The following is an 18,899-nucleotide window of genomic DNA, read 5'->3' on the forward strand; positions in this document are numbered from 1 at the left end:
GGGGCAAACCCCCTCCCACATTTTGACCGAGTACACCCTTCAGCTGGCGACCATCTCGGCTTTCAGCAGCGCCTCTTTCGCCTGCGCGTCCGCCAACCGATACAACTCGATACTCCCATCCCAGTGCTCGATCAATGCCGTGCACGACTCCACCCAATCCCCGCAGTTGAGGTAATCCACCTCGCCCACTTTGCGAATCTCCGCATGGTGGATATGCCCGCACACCACGCCGTGCAACTCGCGTTTGGTCACCTCATGGGCGATGGCTTCTTCGAAATCGCTGATAAAGCTCACGGCCGTTTTGACCTTGTGCTTCAGATACGCCGACAACGACCAATAGCCGTAGCCATACCGCGCACGCCAATGGTTCAACCAGCGGTTCAACGTGAGGGTGAATTCGTAGGCAGAGTCGCCGAGGAATGCGAGCCAGCGGTGATAACGGGTGATCACATCAAACTGGTCACCGTGGATCACCAACAAATGCCGGCCATCGGCGGTGACGTGCACTGCTTCATCGACCAACTGGATATTGCCCAGAATCAGCTTGGAATAGCGCCGCAGGAACTCATCATGGTTGCCGGTGACGTAGATCACCTCGGTGCCGCGCTTGGCCATGGTCAGCAGGCGACGGATTACGTTGGTATGGGCCTGGGGCCAATACATGCCGCCGCGCATTTTCCAGCCGTCAATGATATCGCCCACCAGGTACACCTTGTCGGCGTGGTAACCCTTGAGGAATTGCGACAAATGTTCGGCCTGACAATCCCGGGTGCCCAGGTGCACGTCGGAAATCCACAGGGTACGTACCCGTTGCTTGCGGCTGGGCTTGGTGAACTCGGCACTGGTCATGGGCATCACTCGACGCTGTTTACGCGAGCTTGCGCCATAGCGATTAATAGCCCATGACAACTGTGCGTCAGTCTGATGACAACGCTCGGTGTTCGCGAAGCGTTGTAGACTGGCGACCTGCATAGGAGACCGCGATGAGACCTACCCTCACCCTGCGCCACTACCTCGAAGCGCCCATCGCCCATAGCCATGAACATGCGCAGTTGGTGTTCGGCCTGTCCGGTCATCTGGACCTGGAAGTCGATGGCCGTGGCAGCCAGGTGCGTGAAAGCAGCGTGATGGTCCTGCCCTTCTCTGCCCACCATGCCTGCGGCAGTCGCGATGGAAGCCGCTGCCTGGTGCTGGATGTGCCCACGGAGCATTGGGTGCTGCAATCGTTGGGTGAACACGCCGATACAAGCCGCCGCTTGCTGGATCAACCGGCGCGCCTGGCGTTGGATTCGCGACAACACCAACTGGTGCAATGGCTGGCCCATAGCCCGGTGGATGACCCACTGATCGTGCAACAGGGCGCGGTGCTGTTGCTGGCCAGCCTCAATCATTCACTGGCCCAACCGGTACCTGGCCGGCGCCTGCCGTATGCGGCGTTCAATACGCATATAGAGCGCCACGTCGCCCATCCGCTGCAGGTCGCCGACCTTGCGCGGATTGCCGGCCTGTCGGTGGCGCGCCTGCATGCGCGCTTTGTGACCGAGTGCGGCCAAACGCCCATGGATTACATCCGCAGCCGTCGCCTTCAACTGGCCCTGAACCTGCTGCGCGAAACGCCATTGCCCATCGGTGAAATCGCCGAGCGTGTCGGCTACACCTCGCAAAGTGCCTTTGCCGCCGCTATGTTGCGCGAGTTTGGCGCCTCTCCGGGCGCGTTGCGGCGCTCGGCATAGGGCGAGGCTGGCGCTAAAAATCGCGAGCTGCGCGACAGACGTGCGTAGTAGCACCCTCTAGACTGCGGTCCTGTCACTCCCGTTGGTTCAAGGATCGCAATGACTCCCCGTTCAGCCCTCGGCGCCCTGCATATCGGCGCACTGATGTTTGGCCTTACCGGCGTATTCGGCAAGCTGGCGGCCGCCTCACCGGCCATTATCGTATTCGGTCGCGCCGCATTTGCCGTGATTGCCCTGGCAGTGTTTGCGCGCTTCGTCAGCAACGCACCCTGGAAAACGCTGGAACTGCGCGACTGGAAACGCCTGCTGGTCAGCGGCGTGTTGCTGGCCGCACATTGGGTGACGTTCTTTATGGCGGTCAAAGTCGCTGGCGTGGCCGTCGCCACGCTCGGGTTCACGGCGTTTCCGGCGTTTACCGTGATCCTTGAAGGACTGATCTTCCGCGAGCGTATCCGCGCCAATGAAGTCGTGTTGGTGGCGCTGGTCACCGTTGGCCTGGTGCTGGTGACGCCGGACTTCAACCTGGCCAGCGAAGCCACCGGCGGCCTGCTGTGGGGCATCGCGTCGGGGCTGCTGTTCTCTTTATTGTCGCTGAACAACCGTGCCAGCTCCGGGCGCATTCCTGCCGTACAGGCAGCCCTGTGCCAGAACGTGGTCGTTGCGGTGTGCCTATTGCCCGTGGCCGCGCCGGGGTTGGCGGATGTGCGCGCGCTGGACTGGTTGTGGATCGGCCTGCTCGGCGTGTTCTGCACAGGCTTGGCCCACAGCCTGTTTGTCGCCAGCCTCGCAGTAATCAAGGCGCGTACCGCCTCCGTGGTATTTGCCATGGAGCCGGTCTACGGCATTACCGCGGCCTGGCTGCTGTTCGCCGAAACCCCGACGCTGCGCATGCTGCTGGGGGGCGCGCTGATCATCGTCGCCATCGTGCTCTCAGGGCTGATGGGCAGCGCCAGCCAGGCCAAACAGCCGACTGCAACGACCTGATCTATACTTTAAACATCCGCAACAGTCTGGAGTCGTTCAACGGATAACTGACCGCTCGACGACAGCCTTGGTGTGCCCTGCAGTTGCTGCAAGCGAGTAGTCACTCCTTAAACGCGATGCAGAGGCTACATCATGGAAATGTTTATCAGCTTACTGGTTCAAATCATCAGCGGTGCCGTCGGCGGCAATTTGGCCGGCATGACCAAACAAAGCCTGGGGACCGGGCTCAATACCATGCTGGGCGGTGTCGGCGGGCTTGTACTGGGCCAGATCGTGACGGCACTGACGGGCGCTTCGGGCGGTGAGGCGCTGGATGTGGCGGCGGTCGGCAGCAATATTGTCGGCGGCGGCGTCGGAGGCCTGGTGTTGACGTGGGTCGTGGGCTTCATCAAAAGCAAAATGGCCGCCAAGTAGCGGCCTCCATCAGTCACCGTCAGCCGATGGCGGTGACCTTCACTGTGTACGGTCGTTGTGCCCCAGGTCACGCTGAGGGTCGATCTGATCGCGCACGCGCTGCTTGAGCACCTTGGCCTCAGGGAAACCACCGTCAGCCTTACGCTCCCAAAGCTGCACGCCATCGCAGGTGATACGAAACGCGCCGCCAGTCGCTGGCTCCAGCGACACTTTGCCCAGGTCATCGGCAAAGGTGCTTAACAGTTCCTGAGCCAACCACGCGGCGCGCAGCAGCCACTGGCACTGGGTGCAATAGGTGATAACGATCTCGGGTTTGCTGACGGACATCATTTGACAAGTTCCTGGCATGACGAGTGATGAGGATCGAGTGGCTATAATACCGGCCTTTATCGCCCAGCCCTGAGATTCCTGATGCGCCGCCTGCTGTCCTGCCTGTTTCTGTGCCTCGTCCCCCTGCTTGCCGACGCCATTGAACCACCCCGACCGAAAATCGGCCTGGTGCTGTCCGGCGGTGCCGCCCGCGGCCTGGCGCACATTGGCGTGCTCAAGGCCCTGGAAGAACAGGGCATCCATATCGACGCCATTGCCGGCACCAGCATGGGCGCGGTGATTGGTGGGTTATACGCCTCGGGCTACAAGATCGACGAGCTGGAAAAGCTCGCCCTGAGCATCGACTGGCAGCAGGCGTTATCCGACGCGCCGCCGCGTGAAGACGTGCCGTTTCGGCGCAAGCAGGATGACCGGGATTTCCTGGTCAAGCAGAAACTCAGCTTCCGCGATGACGGCAGTCTCGGCCTGCCCCTGGGCGTGATCCAGGGCCAGAATCTGGCGCTGCTGCTGGAAAGCATGTTCGCCCACAGCAGCGACACGCGTAATTTCGACAAGCTGCCGATCCCCTTTCGCGCCGTGGCCACCGACATCACCACCGGCGAAAAAGTAGTGTTCCGCAAGGGCCACCTGCCCCAGGTAATCCGCGCCAGTATGTCGATCCCGGCGGTGTTCGCCCCTGTGGAGCTGGATGGCCGGCTGCTGGTGGATGGCGGCATGACCGATAACATCCCATTGGATGTGGCGCGTGAGATGGGCGTGGACATCGCCATCGTGGTCGACATCGGCACCCCGCTGCGCTCACGCAAGCAACTCGCGACCGTGGTAGATGTGCTCAACCAGTCCATCACCCTGATGACCCGGCGCAACTCAGAAGAACAGCTTAAGGCCCTCAATCCCAAGGACGTACTGATCCAGCCGCCACTGTCCGCTTTTGGCGTGACCGATTTCGGCCGCGCCAAAGACATGATCGACGCTGGCTACCGCGCCACCCGCGCCCTCGACCTGCGCCTGGCCCATTTGCGCCCTGCCGAACCGGTTGACCCCGAATTGGTGGCCGCGCGGACTCCAGGCGAGCGAACCCCGGTGATCACCGCGATCAAGCTGGAGAACGATTCGAAAGTCAGCGACGACGTGATCCGCTACTACATCCGCCAACCGTTGGGCGAACCGTTGGAGCTTGGCCGTCTGCAAACCGACATGGGCACGTTGTACGGCCTGGATTACTTCGAGCAGGTGCAATACCGCGTGGTGAAAAAAGGCCACGACAACACCTTGGTGATCAGCGCGCGGGGCAAGCGCAGCGGCACCGACTACCTGCGCCTGGGCTTGAACCTGTCGGACGATATGCGCGGCGACAGCGCCTTTAACCTCGGCGCGAGCTACCGCATGAACGGCATCAATCGCCTCGGCGCCGAGTGGCTGACCCGCGTGCAGATCGGTGATCGGCAAGAGTTGTACAGCGAGTTCTATCAACCGATGGACGCTGGCTCGCGCTACTTCATCGCGCCCTATCTCAGCGCCCAGGCGCAGAACGTCGAGCTGATTCTGGACAACGACCCCATCTCCGAATACCGCCTGGAACGCTATGGTTTCGGCCTGAACGTGGGGCGGCAGATCGGCAACAGCGGCGAGATCCGCTTCGGTGTCGGCGAGGCCTGGGGCAAGGCGGATGTGCGCATTGGCGACCGCGACCTGCCGAGTGTGAGCTTCAGCGAAGGTTTCTATGAACTGAAGTACTCCTTCGACACCCTGGATAACGTGTACTTCCCGCACACCGGTGAGGACATCGGCCTGGCCTACCGCGAGTTCGAACCGGGACTGGGTTCGGACCAGCGCTATCGACAATGGGAATTCAAGCTGGACAAGGCCATGAGCCATGGCCCGGACACACTGGTGCTGGGCGGCCGGTATGGGCGCACCCTGGATGATTCCGATGTGGTGATTTCCAGCTTCCTGCTGGGCGGTGCACGACAGTTGTCAGGCTTCCGCCAGGATGCGATTTCCGGGCAGAACATCAGCCTGATGCGCGCGGTGTACTACCGCCGACTGACGCCGCGCTCGTACTTACCGTTGGATTTCCCGTTGTACCTGGGCGCGTCTCTGGAGCGGGGCCGGGCATGGAACAACGACAATGAGTTCGACAGCGGTTATATAAACGCTGCGAGTATTTTTCTGGGGTTTGATACACCGTTGGGGCCGCTGAATTTCAGCTACGGGTTCAACGATGATAATCAGAAGGCGGTGTACCTGAACCTGGGGCAGACGTTCTGAGACAACGCTGAATCAGTGTTGGAGCGGCTAATTGTGGTGAACGGGCTTGCCCCGCTCACCGCAGCAAGCCCCCCACACGTTGATCTTCACTGCACTTGGGTTCAGGACTTTTCCAGATTCGCCAGGATGTGCCCGTGCACGCGCATGCACACGCTCAAATCCGCTTCATCCACGCCCACGAACAGCTCGTGACGCAACTCAGTGGCGATGGTTTCAATCTGTTCGATCAGCGGCCGCGCGGTGTCACACAGCAGAATGCGCTTGGCGCGGCGGTCTTCAACCACTGCCTGGCGTTGCACCAGGCCCTGGCCTTCGAGACTGTCGAGCAAGCGAGCCAGGGTCGGCCCTTCTACGCCAACGCTTTGCGCCAGCTCACGCTGAGTGGGAGCTTCTTCAAAACGGGCCAAGTGCAGCAGCACCAGCCAGCGCGCCTGGGACAAGCCCAGCCCCGCCAAACGGCGGTCTAGCTCGGCGCGCCAACCTCGGGACATTTGCGCCAGCTGCATGCCAAATCGGTGTTGATCGGTTAACGGCATAAAAAACTCATGGGTTAGACTGAAAATAAAGTGTGGCTAATTATTAGCCAGCTAAGCATGAGCCATGCCACTAGGCAAGAGTTGCTATGAACTGAATCGTTACATTGTCGTAATTGGCACACTAAATTTCGAATTCAGACTGCAAAGCGGCCCGCACGCAGTACAAAACACCCTCTGGAACACGTCCTGTGAACAGTGGCGCAATCTCGGCTACCGGTGGCAGTTCGCCTTCTCCGTCGAGAAATGCATCCTGGATTTCACCGAGCAAATCTTCCGGCAAATCAAGGGCCTGCTCCAGGGACAACTGCTGCTTGCCAATGGATTCAGCAAGCAGGGTGTAGACGTTTTTCTCCGAGCATTGCAGTTGGCCCGCGATCTGGATCGGCGTCATGCCAGCGCGCGCCAGGCTGATCAGCTCGTGCCGAATGTCGGCGATTTCCTTCGGTGCTTCGGCCTGGCCGCCGAGCACTTCGAGGAACGCCTGGCCATAGCGCTCCAGTTTGCGTGCACCGACGCCGCTGACCCGCGCCATCTCGGCCATGGTGGTGGGCTGCTCGCGCAGCATCTCCAGCAAGGTGGAGTCGGGAAAAATAACGTAAGGCGGCACACTGTGTTCCTGTGCCAATTTGCGCCGCAGGGTGCGCAAGGCTTCCCACTGCTCGCGCTCCTCGCCTCGCACGAGCTGGCTGGCCTGGCTGGTGCTGGTCTTGGCAGTGGTTTGCGGTTTGAGGTCGCGACGCAGTTCCAGGCTGACCTCGCCCTTGAGCAGCGGGCGGCAACTGTCATTCAGACGCAGGCCGCCGTAGCCTTCAATGTCGATATCCACCAGGCCGCGCGCGACCATCTGGCGGAACAGCGAACGCCACTCGCCCTCAGCGCGGGCTTTACCGACGCCGTAGACCGAGAGTTTTTCGTGACCGAAGCTGCGGACTTTTTCGTTGTCCTTACCCAGCAACACATCCACCAGATGGCCCACACCGTAACGCTGACCGGTGCGGTAGATGGTCGACAACGCCTGGCGTGCGGGCTCGGTAGCGTCCCAGGTCTGCACGCCATCGATGCAGTTATCACAATGGCCGCAAGGCTCCGGCATGTCTTCGTCGAAATACGCCAGCAAGGTCTGACGGCGGCAGCGAGTCTCTTCACACAACGAGAGCATGGCGTCGAGTTTGTGCTGCTCCAAGCGCTTGTGCCGTTCATCGCCTTCGGAGTTCTGCAACATCTGCTTGAGCATCACCACGTCCTGCAGGCCGTAGACCATCCACGCATCCGCCGGCAAACCATCACGGCCAGCACGCCCGGTCTCCTGGTAGTAAGCCTCAAGGGATTTTGGCAGGTCCATATGGGCGACAAAACGCACGTTGGATTTATCGATGCCCATGCCGAACGCGATGGTCGCCACCATGATCAGGCCTTCCTCGTTGAGGAAGCGCTTCTGGTGAGCGGAGCGCGTTTCATTAGGTAGACCGGCGTGGTACGGCAGCGCCGGGTAGCCTTGCTCGCAGAGGAACGCGGCCACCTCATCGACCTTCTTGCGCGACAGGCAATAGACAATGCCCGCGTCGCTGCGCCGTTCAGAGAGGAACGCGAGCAACTGCTTGCGCGGCTGCTCCTTGGGCACGATGCGGTAGAAAATATTCGGTCGGTCGAAACTCGACAGGAAACGCTCGGCGTTCTGCAGGTGCAGGCGCTCAACGATTTCTTCGCGGGTGCGCTTGTCGGCGGTGGCGGTCAGGGCGATGCGCGGAACGTCCGGGAACAGCTCCGCCAGTTGACCCAGCTGCAAATATTCGCGGCGGAAATCGTGCCCCCATTGGGATACACAGTGAGCTTCGTCGATGGCGAACAGGGCAATTTCCAGACTCTGCAAAAACGCCAGCATGCGCGGCTGCACCAGGCGTTCGGGGGCCAGGTAGAGCATTTTCACTTCACCGCGCTTGATGCGTGCGGCCAGGTCACGCTGCTGCTCGGCACTGAGGGTGGAATTCAAGGCGGCGGCGGCGACACCAAGTTCTTCCAGGGTCGCCACTTGGTCGTCCATCAATGCAATCAACGGCGACACCACCACGGCCAGCCCGTTGCGCAACAATGCAGGCACCTGGAAACACAACGACTTGCCGCCGCCGGTAGGCATCAGTACCAGGGCGTCACCGCCTTTGGCCACGCGCTCAATGATCGCACCCTGGCGGCCACGAAAGCTGTCGTAGCCGAAGATGTCCTTGAGGACGCGTTGAGCCTGATCGAGCATGTATAACTCCAACAAAATAGTGCCGAAATCCCTCTATACAGGCTGGTCGAAAAAATCCGACCTCACGGAAAATAATCCGTAAGTGGAGTTTTCTCGACCTGGCGCTTGGCCTGCTGGGGCATCACAAAACGCGGCAGTATACCCGAGCACCATCCGGCAAAGGGCGCCGCTGACGAATTGCAGCCCGTCTCTAAAACCGGGCAAATCTGCATGCCGACTGGCTTGGGCGCGCAAGAACGCCTAGAATTCAGCATCGTTTATTCCCAAGGTAGTCCTTCAATGTCCTTCGCTGAGCAACTAACCCGCCTGCAAGCCTTCCTCGACGCCGATGAGCTGCATGACGAGGCGCTGGACTATGTGGCCGCCCACGGCTACCTGACCGCCCTTTCGATCTGCTCCGACGTCGTTCCCGACCGTGAATGGATTGACGCGCTATTCGCTGAAGAGCCTCATTACGCAGACGACGCCCAGCGCGAAGAAATCGAATCCACCCTGCTGGCCCTCAAGGCCCACATCGCTCGCCAACTGGCCTCCGATGAGGAATTCGAACTGCCATGCGAGCTGGACCTGGGCGAAGATCCGGACGACTCCGACCTGCGCGGCTGGTGCATCGGTTTCATGGAAGGCGTGTTCCTGCGTGAAGCTGCCTGGTTCGAAACTGCCGAGGAAGAAGTCAGCGAAATGCTGCTGCCGATCATGGTCGGTTCAGGGCTGTTTGAAGAAGAAGCTGAGTTTTCCGACATCGCCGCCGACGCCAACCTGATGGACGACATGATCGTACAGATCCCGGAAGCCCTGACCGCCCTGTACCTGCTGTGCAACGCTCCTGACGAAAAACCGGCGATCCTCAAGCCTCGTCACCACTGAGTCCCTTGCCCGTGACACCCATGGGCAATCGCTCGCTCCTCCTGCGTTACGTGCTGCTGGCCATCGGCTGGTTAAGCGTAGCGCTGGGGGTAATCGGCATTTTCCTACCGGTATTGCCGACCACGCCTTTCCTCCTGCTCGCCGCCGCCTGCTTCGCTCGAAGCTCCCCGCGTTTCTACCAGTGGCTGGTGGAACATCCGCGCCTGGGCCCCTGGATTCGCGACTATCTGGACGGCAATGGCATCCCACTCAAGGGTAAGGTCTACGCCATTGGCTTGATGTGGCTGAGCATCGGCCTCTCGTGCTACTTGGTGCCGCTGCCGTGGGCACGCGGGTTCATGCTGACCAGTGCGGTACTGGTCACGATCTACATCCTGCGCCAGAAAACCCTGCCACCGCGCTAAGTGCCGCCCTGCGACATTAGATCCCACACGACCTTGGTCGACACTGACTAACCTCAGCCATCATGCGAGACTGTCCAACCGGGGCAGGAATACCCGGGTGTTTCTATGCTCGGAGTTACCATGACGCTGTCCAGCGGGCTGATTGCAGCCGTTGCCCTGGCCTATATGGCCATTATGTTTGCCATTGCCTTCTACGGTGACCGCCGTCGCGCGCCATTGCCGCCGCGCGTGCGCGCCTGGGTGTACAGCCTGTCTCTGGCGGTGTATTGCACCAGTTGGACGTTCTTCGGCGCCGTAGGCCAAGCCGCCGAACAGTTGTGGGCGTTTTTACCGATCTACCTGGGACCGGTGCTGTTGCTTGTGTTGGCACCCTGGGTGCTGCAGAAGATGATTCTGATCAGCAAGCAGGAAAACATCACCTCCATCGCAGACTTCATTGCCGCACGCTATGGCAAATCCCAGTCCCTGGCAGTGGTGGTCGCGCTGATCTGCCTGGTGGGCGTGCTGCCCTATATCGCCCTGCAACTCAAAGGCATCGTGCTGGGGGTGAACCTGCTGATCGGCGCGGGCGCCGATACCACCGGCACGCGGGCCCAGGACACGGCACTGATCGTGTCCTTGGTGCTGGCGCTGTTCACCATTGTGTTTGGTACGCGCAACCTCGACGCCACGGAACACCACCGTGGCATGGTGCTGGCGATTGCGTTTGAATCCCTGGTCAAGCTGTTCGCTTTTCTCGCAGTGGGCGCGTTTGTGACCTACGGCCTTTACGACGGTTTCGGCGACCTGTTCAGCCAGGCAATGCTCGCGCCACGCTTGGAGGAATACTGGAAGGAGACCGTCAACTGGCCGTCAATGGTGGTGCAGACTGGCGTAGCGATGATGGCGATCATCTGCTTGCCCCGACAGTTTCATGTGACGGTAGTAGAGAACATCGACCCGCAGGACCTGCGCGTAGCCAAGTGGGTATTCCCCGCCTACCTGATCCTCGCCGCTCTGTTCGTCATCCCCATCGCCCTAGGCGGCAAAATGCTGCTGCCCGGCTCGGTGTTGCCGGACTCCTACGTAATCAGCCTGCCCATGGCCGAAGCCCATCCGGCGTTGGCGGTGCTGGCATTTATCGGCGGCGCCTCAGCGGCCACCGGCATGGTGATTGTGGCGAGCATCGCCCTGTCGACCATGGTCTCCAACGACATGTTGCTGCCGTGGCTGTTGCGCCGTTCCAGCGCAGAGCGCCCGTTCGAGGTGTTCCGCCACTGGATGCTCTCGGTGCGCCGGGTCAGCATTGTGATCATTTTGCTGTTGGCTTACGTGAGTTACCGCTTACTGGGTTCTACGGCAAGCCTGGCAACTATCGGACAGATCGCTTTTGCCGCCGTGACCCAGCTCGCCCCGGCCATGCTTGGCGCGCTGTATTGGAAGCAGGCGAACCGCCGCGGTGTGTTTGCCGGCTTGGCGGCGGGCACATTCCTGTGGTTCTACACATTGGTCCTACCCGTAACGGCGAAAAGCCTGGGCTGGTCCCTCAGCCTTTTCCCTGGGCTGACGTGGATGCATTCCCACCCGTTGGGTTTATCCGTCACGTCGCTGACCCTGGGCACGGTGTTCTCCCTGGCGGGTAACTTCACGCTGTTTGTGTGGGTGTCGATGCTGTCGCGCACGCGGGTGTCGGAGCACTGGCAAGCCGGGCGTTTTATCGGCCAGGAAATCAGCCAGCGCGCCAACGCCCGCTCAATGCTGTCGGTACAGATCAGCGACCTCCTCAGCCTGGCGGCACGTTTTGTTGGTGAAGAACGTGCCCAGCAGAGCTTTATTCGCTTTGCCTACCGCCAGGGCAAAGGCTTCAACCCCAATCAGAATGCCGATAACGACTGGATCGCCCACACCGAACGCCTGTTGGCCGGTGTGCTCGGCGCCTCTTCGACGCGTGCGGTGGTAAAAGCTGCGATTGAAGGGCGGGAAATGCAGCTGGAGGACGTAGTACGCATCGCCGATGAAGCGTCGGAGGTGCTGCAGTTCAACCGCGCGCTGCTGCAAGGTGCCATCGAAAACATTACCCAAGGCATCAGCGTCGTCGACCAGTCGCTCAAGCTCGTGGCCTGGAATCGACGCTACCTGGAACTGTTCAACTACCCCGACGGGCTGATCAGCGTCGGCCGGCCAATCGCCGACATCATCCGCTACAACGCCGAGCGCGGCCTTTGTGGCCCGGGCGAAGCCGAAGTGCATGTGGCGCGACGCCTGCACTGGATGCGCCAGGGCCGCGCGCACACCTCCGAGCGTTTGTTCCCGAATGGACGGGTGATTGAGCTGATTGGCAACCCGATGCCCGGTGGTGGATTTGTCATGAGCTTCACTGACATCACCGCGTTCCGCGAAGCCGAGCAGGCGCTCACCGAAGCGAACGAAGGCCTTGAGCAGCGGGTGACCGAACGTACCCATGAACTGTCGCAGCTCAATGTGGCGCTCACCGACGCCAAAGGCGTGGCCGAATCCGCCAGCCAGTCGAAGACACGCTTTCTCGCAGCCGTCAGTCATGACCTGATGCAACCATTGAACGCCGCCCGCCTGTTCTCAGCCGCCCTCTCCCACCAGAACGACGGCCTGTCCAGCGAAGCCCGGCAACTGGTGCAGCACTTGGACAGTTCGCTGCGCTCCGCCGAAGACCTGATCAGCGACCTGCTGGATATCTCGCGCCTGGAAAACGGCAAAATCAATCCGCAACGCCAGCCCTTTGTGCTCAACGAGCTGTTCGACACTCTAGGCGCGGAATTCAAGGCACTGGCCCAGGAGCAAGGTTTGCGCTTCCGCCTGCGCGGTAGTCGCCTGCGGGTCGACAGCGACATCAAGCTGCTGCGACGAATCCTGCAGAATTTCCTGACCAACGCTTTCCGTTATGCCGACGGCCCGGTGCTGCTTGGCGTACGCCGGCGCAAGGGCGAGTTGTGTCTGGAGGTGTGGGACAGAGGCCCCGGTATTCCGCAGGATAAACAGAAGGTGATCTTCGAAGAGTTCAAGCGCCTGGACAGCCATCAGACCCGCGCCGAGAAAGGCCTGGGCTTGGGCCTCGCGATTGCCGACGGCCTGTGCCGGGTGCTGGGCCATCGTCTGAGCGTGCGCTCGTGGCCGGGCAAAGGCAGCGTGTTCAGCGTGCGCGTGCCACTGGCGCGCAACCAGGCCAGCCCGCAGCCCAAGCCGACAGCGGATAACGGCCAGCCATTGAGCGGCGCGCAAGTGCTGTGCGTGGATAACGAAGAAAGCATCCTGATCGGCATGCGCAGCCTGCTGACGCGCTGGGGGTGCGAAGTGTGGACCGCCACCGACCAGGCGCAGTGCGCGGCGTTGTTAGCCGAAGGGGTGCGGCCGCAACTGGCGCTGGTGGATTACCACTTGGATCATGGAGAAACCGGCACTGAATTGATGGGTTGGCTGCGCGCGCAGTTGGCGGAGCCTATTCCCGGTGTGGTCATCAGTGCCGACGGCCGTCCGGAGATGGTTGCCGAGGTGCATGCGGCTGGCTTGGACTATCTGGCCAAGCCGGTGAAGCCGGCGGCGTTGCGGGCGTTGCTGAGTCGACACTTACCTCTATAAATCGGATGCGCCCCCCACCCTTAGCGCTGCGTTTATTCGGGAAGGTGTGCGACGCCATCTGAATCGGTCATCGCCCGCTCCAGCAAATCCGCCGGCAGGCTTTTGCTCGCGCGAGCACCCAGCAGCCTTAATTGCTCGGTGCGGCTGACCAGATTTCCGCGTCCATCTGTCAGCTTGTTTCGCGCGGCGCTGTAGGCCTTATCCAACTGCTGAAGACGGTTGCCCACTTCGTCCAAGTCTTGGATAAACAGCACAAACTTGTCATACAGCCAACCAGCGCGCTCGGCGATTTCCCGGGCGTTCTGGCTTTGGCGTTCCTGCTTCCAAAGGCTGTCGATCACCCGCAGTGTCGCAAGCAAGGTCGTAGGGCTGACGATCACGATATGGCGGTCGAAGGCCTCTTGAAACAGATTCGGCTCGGCCTGCAACGCAGCGGAAAACGCCGCTTCGATCGGCACGAACAGCAAGACGAAATCCAGGCTGTGCAGGCCTTCCAGGCGCTTATAGTCCTTGCCGGCCAAGCCTTTGACGTGATTGCGCAGCGACAGCACGTGCTGTTTCAGCGCCGCTTGGCCAATCACTTCATCATCAGCCGCAACGTACTGTTGATACGCCGTCAGGCTGACCTTGGAATCCACCACCACCTGCTTGTCGCCAGGCAACATGATCAGCACATCCGGCTGAAAGCGTTCGCCGTCCGGCCCTTTGAGGCTGACCTGGGTCTGGTACTCGCGCCCCTTCTCCAGTCCCGCATGTTCCAGCACGCGCTCAAGGATCAGTTCGCCCCAGTTGCCCTGGGTTTTCTGGCCCTTGAGGGCGCGGGTCAGGTTGGTGGCTTCGTCTGACAGACGCAGGTTCAGTTGCTGTAAGCGCTCAAGCTCCTTGGCCAGGGAAAAACGCTCACGCGCCTCGTTCTGATAGCTCTCTTCCACACGCTTTTCGAAGGACTGTATGCGTTCCTTCAACGGATCGAGCAACTGTCCGAGGCGTTCCTGGCTGGTTTCAGCAAAGCGCTGTTCACGCTCGTCGAAGATCTTGCCGGCCAATTCGGCGAACTGCGCGCGCAGCTCATCTCGCGAGCCTTGCAGGTCAGTCAGACGCTGTTGATGGCTGTCCTGTTGCTCACGCAGTTCGGCGCGCAAGCCGGCCGCCAGGGCGTCGAGGCGCCGTAATTCGGTGTCTTTTGCGCTGCGGTCGAGGTTCCAGGCGTGGGCGGCGTCGCGGGCGTTGTCACGGTCGATCTGCAGCAGTTCGACTTCGCGGCGCACAGCGGCGAGGTCGGCCTGCTTGGCGGCGTTGGCCTGGCTCAGGTCGCTGATTTCATCGCGGCTGGCATCCAGTTGCGCGGCGAGGCCTTCCTGGGCCAGTTGCGCAGTGGCCAGGCGCTCTTCAAGCAATTCCCAGCCAGTGGTGCGCGCGGTCAACCGCCGCTGGAGCTGCCAGCACACGGCCAACAACGGCACTGCAGCGCCTGCAAGGCCCAGGGCAATACTGGTCCAGTCAAAAGCCATAGCCATTTCTGCCATCACCGAAAAGGAGCAAGGTTAACCAAGCATAGGGCGGGAAGACAGCTCAGTCTTCGACCTGGCCCAGTTCGCGTTGGGCGCGCAGGTCACCGGCACGGGCGGCCATGCGCAGCAGGTCGTGACCGATACGGCGGTCGCGGGCATTGCCGCATTCACGGCACATCAATTGGCCCAAGCGGCTTTGTGCGGCGACGACGCCTTCACGAGCCGGCTGCTTGAGCAAGCGTCCGGCGAAGTGTTTGACGTTGCTGCTGTGTCCCAGGCGCGGGCTGTCGAGCAACCACAGGGCCACTTTCAATGAGAAGCGCTTGGGTGCGGTAACAGTCTGTAGGGTGTCGGTAACAGAAGGTGATACTGAGCGAAACTTCATAAAGCACTGTGGGACAGAACGGAAGGCGCGCCACTCTACTCTTTTTTTCGTACAGGTAAAGCTCAAAAAACCGTGCACGCCCGTGCTAGAGCAAGCGCTTGGGACAATCCACAGAAGCTGTGGATAACTCAGTGGACAACCTACCTTAAACTCGCGCAAAGGCCCATGGAGCGGGGCTCGCAGTCAAACTGACGATTTTTTCACCAATAAAAAAAAGCCAGATTTTTCATTGACTTAAATTTCCATTACAGGCAAATGGCGAGGCTGCGATGCGATGGACAGCCTGGTTACACCTGCCGCAACCAATGTGCACAAGTACCGATCCGATGGTTATATCCCCGGCTTTTTTTGGAGCGACTGCCTTCAAAAACGTTACCGCGAAGCCAATTGGGGACTTTTCAAATCTTTACCGGCTCTCCACACTGCCCGACGGGCAACGCAATGCGGACTAGGTCGATGAAAGGAATTCTGTTATTCGCTGTGCTGTTACTGGCCATCTGCGCCATCTCATTGTGGATTAATGCCGCGCTGCCATCGCCAGATGGCGCGCTGTTCGCCATCGCTATCTTGCTGTCGGCCGCTTTCACGGCCATAAGCCTGTGCATCGAGCTCGGCGAAGGCCGCATCAACGATATGCGCGATGTGATGAAGGTCGTTGAGACCGGCCAATCACTGCGCCTGACCTTAGCCGCCTATGGGCTGGGCTGTTCGATGGCCGCAGCTATCACCGTACTGGTCTACCGCAGCCTGCTGGCTGGCTGATTGAAGTTTTTTTGGTAACACACTTCCATTACCTGTTTCATTCCGTTACTATCCGCGGCGTTAGTACCAAGCTGAAAGTCAATTCTGGTCGAACAACTCCCCTGAACAACACGGGATCGACCACCTCGAAGGTTTCCAGGTATCACTTGCGACGACATTGCCTTTGAACAAGCAAAGGGTGTCGCGAAGTTTCCATACTCTGACCGAACCAACCTGCAAATTGATCAGGATCTTCACCCTGGGCCCAGAACCTTTGCCCCTGTTGTGCTGCCTGCCCTCCTAAGTACCTACCTGCCAGCCCAAGCGCGCCTAACTTATTAGCGCTTCAAACTGGCTGCTTTGTTCCAGTCAGGTTCTTCGTTTGATCAATGGTGATCAACGTTACTGGAACGTTTTAACGTTGCACGGCTCTTAATCCGTGTCATTTGTAGGAACACCAATAATATGAACGCTCAAATCCATACTCAGGATGCCATTCGCACCCTCACTAATGCTTTTGCCCCAATGAACTGCCTGATCATGGCCGCTCGCAAAGGCTGCTTCAGCTTCACACTGGTCAACGAACACGGCATCGCTCGTCACAGCGAACGCCTGTACCCCGATCAATACTCCAGCGCAGAACCGCTGCAGGCCGTGATCGAGCGTACCCGTCAGGCACTGGTTGCCTGATCGACCCGAGTCGCTGAAACACAAAAAACCCTGTTTAAAACACAGGGTTTTTTATTGCCTGCGATTCCTGAATTGCGAAGTTTTACTAAGTTCAAATCGATATAAACATTATAACTGGTTGAATAAGATGTTTTAAAAACAGGCCTTTACATCGCGAATATGACACTACACTTCAACTCAAGCGGCGTGATCCGCTTCCGGCGAGCCTGAGATCCGATCCACTGCTGCCAAGCCCCCTCCTTCTCAGGTCTCGTCGACCACTTTCACGGATTGAGGCTTGTATGGGTATCGCTGCCAGTGAATTGTGTCGTTATGTAATCCGGCCGACGCTGATGTACCTCGACCGACAGAGCCCAACGGCAGAGTCTCTGCTCCTGGGTATCGCGGCCAGCCAGTCGGAATTGGGTTCCGCCTTGCACGATCGACGCGGTCACGGCCTGTACAGCATCACCGAACCCCGTCATCGCGCCTTGTGGGACACCTACCTGGCACTCGACCCCGAGCGTGCCAGCCTGGTGCGCGGGCTGGCCAGCCAACACGCCTTTCTCAGCGCCCCACAATTGGAGCTCACCGTAAACCTGCGTTACGCCACCGCCATCGCATGGCTTCTGGTGGAACAACACAGCCCTGCCCTGCCTCAATCCGGTGACGTTTTAGCGATGGCACGTATCTGGAAAGAAATATTTCATCCGCAAGGAAGGCTGCGAGATTTCACCCAAACCTGGCAAACCTGTGTTTCACCCATGAATCACGTGGCCTGCTGACCGGGCAATTTGCAAGATTCGCCAAAAACGCTGAATTTTGGTCGGATTGTCCTACAAAAACGCTCTATCTCCGACATTACAGCCTATAGCGCGATGTTAATTTTATTGGTACTTTCCGCAGCGGTGATCACCACGGAGTTCTAATAATGAAAAAAGTAATGCTCAAGACCACACTTAGCCTCGCCGTTGCCATGGCATCCTCCCAACTGTTCGCAAGCGGCTTTGCACTGAACGAACAAAGCGTGAGCGGGATGGGTACGGGTTTCGCAGGTCGCTCCTCTTCTGCCGATGATGCAAGCACTGTTTACGGTAACCCTGCCGGTATGGCTCGCCTGAATGGCCAGCAGATCACGGGCGGTGTTGCTGCCATTGATGCTTCGTCCAACATCAAGGACACGGGCGGCGCCTCCAGCGGCTCGAACAAAGGTGACATGGTACCGTTCACCGCCGTGCCATTCGGTTTCTACACCAACAAACTTGACGATCAGTGGGCCATCGGCTTCGGTGTGTATGCACCGTTCGGCCTGGTGACCGACTATGAAAACGGCTTCCAGGGCCGTGGTTTCGGCAGCAAGAGTGAAGTGAAGGTCATGACCTTCCAGCCAACTGTCAGCTACGCGTTCAACGATCGTGTGTCGATCGGCTTTGGTCCAACGATCAACCGGATTTCCGGCGTGCTGGAATCGGACAAGACCTTGTCCCCTGCATTCTCCGATACCAATGTCAAAATCAAGGGCGACGATACCGCGCTGGGCTTCAATGTCGGCGTACTGGTACAAGCCACCGATACCACCCGAGTCGGCCTGACCTACCACTCCAAAGTGAAGTACAAGCTTGAGGGTCACACGACCGTCAGCGGCCCGGCAGCCACCCAAGGGTTCCTGCGTAACAACCGCTACGACGCATCGTTGAAAATTGAAACGCCAGAATCCTACGATCTGTCGGTCACTCAAGACCTGACCGATGCCTGGAAACTGTATGGCGGTGCAACCTGGACCCGCTGGAGCCGCCTGAAAGAAATCACTGTTAACAACGAAGGCGTGACCGGTACAAACGGCGGCATCCTGGCCCCGAGCCGAATCAGCAACATTACTGAAGAACAAAACTGGCATGACACCTGGGCGTACGCCGTGGGTACTTCGTACCAGTTGACCAAACAGGTCGTGCTGCGTACTGGCCTGACCTTCGACCAGTCGCCAACCAACAACACCGACCGTTCGCCGCGCATTCCTACTGGCGACCGTACGATCTTCAGTGTTGGCTTGGGCTACAAAGTGATGGATAACATGACGGTAGACCTGGCTTATTCCTACCTCAAGGAAGAAGACGTCAAGGTCAATAACACTGCGGCGCCGTCGAGCTATCGCGCCAAGTACGAAAACAGTGCCAACGGTTTCGGCCTGGGCATGACCTACACCTTCTGATTCAGG

The 18,899-nt window shown here is 59.6% G+C and carries 17 protein-coding genes; 11 read left to right on the top strand and 6 right to left on the bottom strand.

Features of this window, described 5'->3' with window-relative positions; translation table 11 throughout:
- Nucleotides 1-39: 39 nt before the first annotated feature.
- Nucleotides 40-849, bottom strand: a complete 810-nt coding sequence (locus LRO94_RS20480) for a UDP-2,3-diacylglucosamine diphosphatase (RefSeq protein WP_053133181.1) — start codon at nucleotides 847-849, stop codon at nucleotides 40-42.
- A gap of 134 nt (nucleotides 850-983) precedes the next feature.
- Between LRO94_RS20480 and LRO94_RS20485 the strand changes: the two genes are divergently transcribed.
- The 3 genes from LRO94_RS20485 (at nucleotide 984) to LRO94_RS20495 (ending at nucleotide 3,131) form a co-directional block, all read left to right on the top strand.
- Nucleotides 984-1,733 carry an AraC family transcriptional regulator gene (locus LRO94_RS20485; RefSeq protein ID WP_122754436.1) on the top strand — a complete coding sequence of 250 codons (750 nt, stop codon included), beginning with the start codon at nucleotides 984-986 and terminating at the stop codon, nucleotides 1,731-1,733.
- 99 nt (nucleotides 1,734-1,832) lie between these two features.
- Nucleotides 1,833-2,717: a DMT family transporter gene (locus LRO94_RS20490; RefSeq protein ID WP_032887838.1), complete on the top strand. Its 885-nt coding sequence runs from the start codon at nucleotides 1,833-1,835 to the stop codon at nucleotides 2,715-2,717.
- A 132-nt stretch (nucleotides 2,718-2,849) separates the two neighbouring features.
- Nucleotides 2,850-3,131: a hypothetical protein gene (locus LRO94_RS20495; protein ID WP_095185420.1), complete on the top strand. Its 282-nt coding sequence runs from the start codon at nucleotides 2,850-2,852 to the stop codon at nucleotides 3,129-3,131.
- Nucleotides 3,132-3,170: 39 nt separating this feature from the next.
- On the opposite strand, the gene LRO94_RS20500 is transcribed toward LRO94_RS20495, so the two are convergent.
- Nucleotides 3,171-3,458, bottom strand: a complete 288-nt coding sequence (locus tag LRO94_RS20500; protein ID WP_032888088.1) for a SelT/SelW/SelH family protein — start codon at nucleotides 3,456-3,458, stop codon at nucleotides 3,171-3,173.
- Nucleotides 3,459-3,542: 84 nt separating this feature from the next.
- Here LRO94_RS20500 and LRO94_RS20505 point away from each other — a divergent pair, with 84 nt between their 5' ends.
- The gene (locus LRO94_RS20505; RefSeq protein ID WP_122756996.1) at nucleotides 3,543-5,732 is read left to right on the top strand and encodes a patatin-like phospholipase family protein; all 2,190 of its coding nucleotides are present in this window, start codon (nucleotides 3,543-3,545) and stop codon (nucleotides 5,730-5,732) included.
- A 101-nt stretch (nucleotides 5,733-5,833) separates the two neighbouring features.
- On the opposite strand, the gene LRO94_RS20510 is transcribed toward LRO94_RS20505, so the two are convergent.
- Nucleotides 5,834-6,268, bottom strand: a complete 435-nt coding sequence (locus tag LRO94_RS20510; RefSeq protein ID WP_032887832.1) for a MarR family transcriptional regulator — start codon at nucleotides 6,266-6,268, stop codon at nucleotides 5,834-5,836.
- A 121-nt stretch (nucleotides 6,269-6,389) separates the two neighbouring features.
- Complete coding sequence (recQ, locus tag LRO94_RS20515) at nucleotides 6,390-8,516, bottom strand: DNA helicase RecQ (RefSeq protein ID WP_032887830.1); 2,127 nt, start codon at nucleotides 8,514-8,516, stop codon at nucleotides 6,390-6,392.
- A gap of 279 nt (nucleotides 8,517-8,795) precedes the next feature.
- Between recQ and LRO94_RS20520 the strand changes: the two genes are divergently transcribed.
- From LRO94_RS20520 to LRO94_RS20530, 3 genes are all read left to right on the top strand, one after another.
- Entirely contained in the window at nucleotides 8,796-9,383 is a 588-nt protein-coding gene (locus LRO94_RS20520) for a UPF0149 family protein (protein ID WP_032887828.1), read from the top strand.
- A gap of 20 nt (nucleotides 9,384-9,403) precedes the next feature.
- A complete protein-coding gene (locus LRO94_RS20525; protein ID WP_032887826.1) occupies nucleotides 9,404-9,787 on the top strand; it encodes a YbaN family protein in 384 nt (127 codons plus the stop codon).
- Nucleotides 9,788-9,907: 120 nt separating this feature from the next.
- Nucleotides 9,908-13,378, top strand: coding sequence for a hybrid sensor histidine kinase/response regulator (locus LRO94_RS20530; RefSeq protein ID WP_032887824.1), 3,471 nt, complete (start codon nucleotides 9,908-9,910; stop codon nucleotides 13,376-13,378).
- A gap of 32 nt (nucleotides 13,379-13,410) precedes the next feature.
- On the opposite strand, the gene rmuC is transcribed toward LRO94_RS20530, so the two are convergent.
- On the bottom strand, nucleotides 13,411-14,889 hold the full coding sequence (rmuC, locus tag LRO94_RS20535) for a DNA recombination protein RmuC (RefSeq protein ID WP_095185419.1): 1,479 nt from the start codon (nucleotides 14,887-14,889) through the stop codon (nucleotides 13,411-13,413).
- Nucleotides 14,890-14,950: 61 nt separating this feature from the next.
- Nucleotides 14,951-15,274, bottom strand: a complete 324-nt coding sequence (locus tag LRO94_RS20540) for an SEL1-like repeat protein (RefSeq protein ID WP_032887821.1) — start codon at nucleotides 15,272-15,274, stop codon at nucleotides 14,951-14,953.
- 456 nt (nucleotides 15,275-15,730) lie between these two features.
- Here LRO94_RS20540 and LRO94_RS20545 point away from each other — a divergent pair, with 456 nt between their 5' ends.
- The 4 genes from LRO94_RS20545 to LRO94_RS20560 all read left to right on the top strand — a co-directional run bounded on the left by LRO94_RS20545 (nucleotide 15,731) and on the right by LRO94_RS20560 (nucleotide 18,893).
- Nucleotides 15,731-16,036, top strand: coding sequence for a hypothetical protein (locus tag LRO94_RS20545; protein WP_032887819.1), 306 nt, complete (start codon nucleotides 15,731-15,733; stop codon nucleotides 16,034-16,036).
- Between the two features lie 444 nt (nucleotides 16,037-16,480).
- Nucleotides 16,481-16,705 (top strand): hypothetical protein, encoded by a 225-nt coding sequence (locus tag LRO94_RS20550; RefSeq protein WP_003175353.1) that lies wholly within the window; start codon nucleotides 16,481-16,483, stop codon nucleotides 16,703-16,705.
- Nucleotides 16,706-16,986: 281 nt separating this feature from the next.
- Complete coding sequence (locus LRO94_RS20555; RefSeq protein ID WP_122754440.1) at nucleotides 16,987-17,469, top strand: hypothetical protein; 483 nt, start codon at nucleotides 16,987-16,989, stop codon at nucleotides 17,467-17,469.
- A 146-nt stretch (nucleotides 17,470-17,615) separates the two neighbouring features.
- Nucleotides 17,616-18,893 carry an OmpP1/FadL family transporter gene (locus tag LRO94_RS20560; protein ID WP_032887816.1) on the top strand — a complete coding sequence of 426 codons (1,278 nt, stop codon included), beginning with the start codon at nucleotides 17,616-17,618 and terminating at the stop codon, nucleotides 18,891-18,893.
- Nucleotides 18,894-18,899: the final 6 nt, after the last annotated feature.

The sequence above is a fragment of the Pseudomonas sivasensis genome (assembly GCF_021391435.1).
Lineage (GTDB): Bacteria > Pseudomonadota > Gammaproteobacteria > Pseudomonadales > Pseudomonadaceae > Aquipseudomonas > Aquipseudomonas sivasensis.

Bases quoted from the DNA above. Each gene is read 5' to 3' on its own strand.
- LRO94_RS20560 (WP_032887816.1), top strand. From the start codon at position 17,616: ATGAAAAAAGTAATGCTCAAGACCACACTTAGCCTCGCCGTTGCCATG.
- LRO94_RS20540 (WP_032887821.1), bottom strand. From the start codon at position 15,274: ATGAAGTTTCGCTCAGTATCACCTTCTGTTACCGACACCCTACAGACT.
- LRO94_RS20510 (WP_032887832.1), bottom strand. From the start codon at position 6,268: ATGCCGTTAACCGATCAACACCGATTTGGCATGCAGCTGGCGCAAATG.
- LRO94_RS20550 (WP_003175353.1), top strand. From the start codon at position 16,481: ATGAACGCTCAAATCCATACTCAGGATGCCATTCGCACCCTCACTAAT.
- rmuC (WP_095185419.1), bottom strand. From the start codon at position 14,889: ATGGCTTTTGACTGGACCAGTATTGCCCTGGGCCTTGCAGGCGCTGCA.
- LRO94_RS20480 (WP_053133181.1), bottom strand. From the start codon at position 849: ATGACCAGTGCCGAGTTCACCAAGCCCAGCCGCAAGCAACGGGTACGT.
- LRO94_RS20525 (WP_032887826.1), top strand. From the start codon at position 9,404: ATGGGCAATCGCTCGCTCCTCCTGCGTTACGTGCTGCTGGCCATCGGC.
- LRO94_RS20505 (WP_122756996.1), top strand. From the start codon at position 3,543: ATGCGCCGCCTGCTGTCCTGCCTGTTTCTGTGCCTCGTCCCCCTGCTT.
- LRO94_RS20490 (WP_032887838.1), top strand. From the start codon at position 1,833: ATGACTCCCCGTTCAGCCCTCGGCGCCCTGCATATCGGCGCACTGATG.
- LRO94_RS20555 (WP_122754440.1), top strand. From the start codon at position 16,987: ATGGGTATCGCTGCCAGTGAATTGTGTCGTTATGTAATCCGGCCGACG.
- LRO94_RS20485 (WP_122754436.1), top strand. From the start codon at position 984: ATGAGACCTACCCTCACCCTGCGCCACTACCTCGAAGCGCCCATCGCC.
- recQ (WP_032887830.1), bottom strand. From the start codon at position 8,516: ATGCTCGATCAGGCTCAACGCGTCCTCAAGGACATCTTCGGCTACGAC.
- LRO94_RS20545 (WP_032887819.1), top strand. From the start codon at position 15,731: ATGAAAGGAATTCTGTTATTCGCTGTGCTGTTACTGGCCATCTGCGCC.
- LRO94_RS20500 (WP_032888088.1), bottom strand. From the start codon at position 3,458: ATGTCCGTCAGCAAACCCGAGATCGTTATCACCTATTGCACCCAGTGC.
- LRO94_RS20495 (WP_095185420.1), top strand. From the start codon at position 2,850: ATGGAAATGTTTATCAGCTTACTGGTTCAAATCATCAGCGGTGCCGTC.
- LRO94_RS20520 (WP_032887828.1), top strand. From the start codon at position 8,796: ATGTCCTTCGCTGAGCAACTAACCCGCCTGCAAGCCTTCCTCGACGCC.
- LRO94_RS20530 (WP_032887824.1), top strand. From the start codon at position 9,908: ATGACGCTGTCCAGCGGGCTGATTGCAGCCGTTGCCCTGGCCTATATG.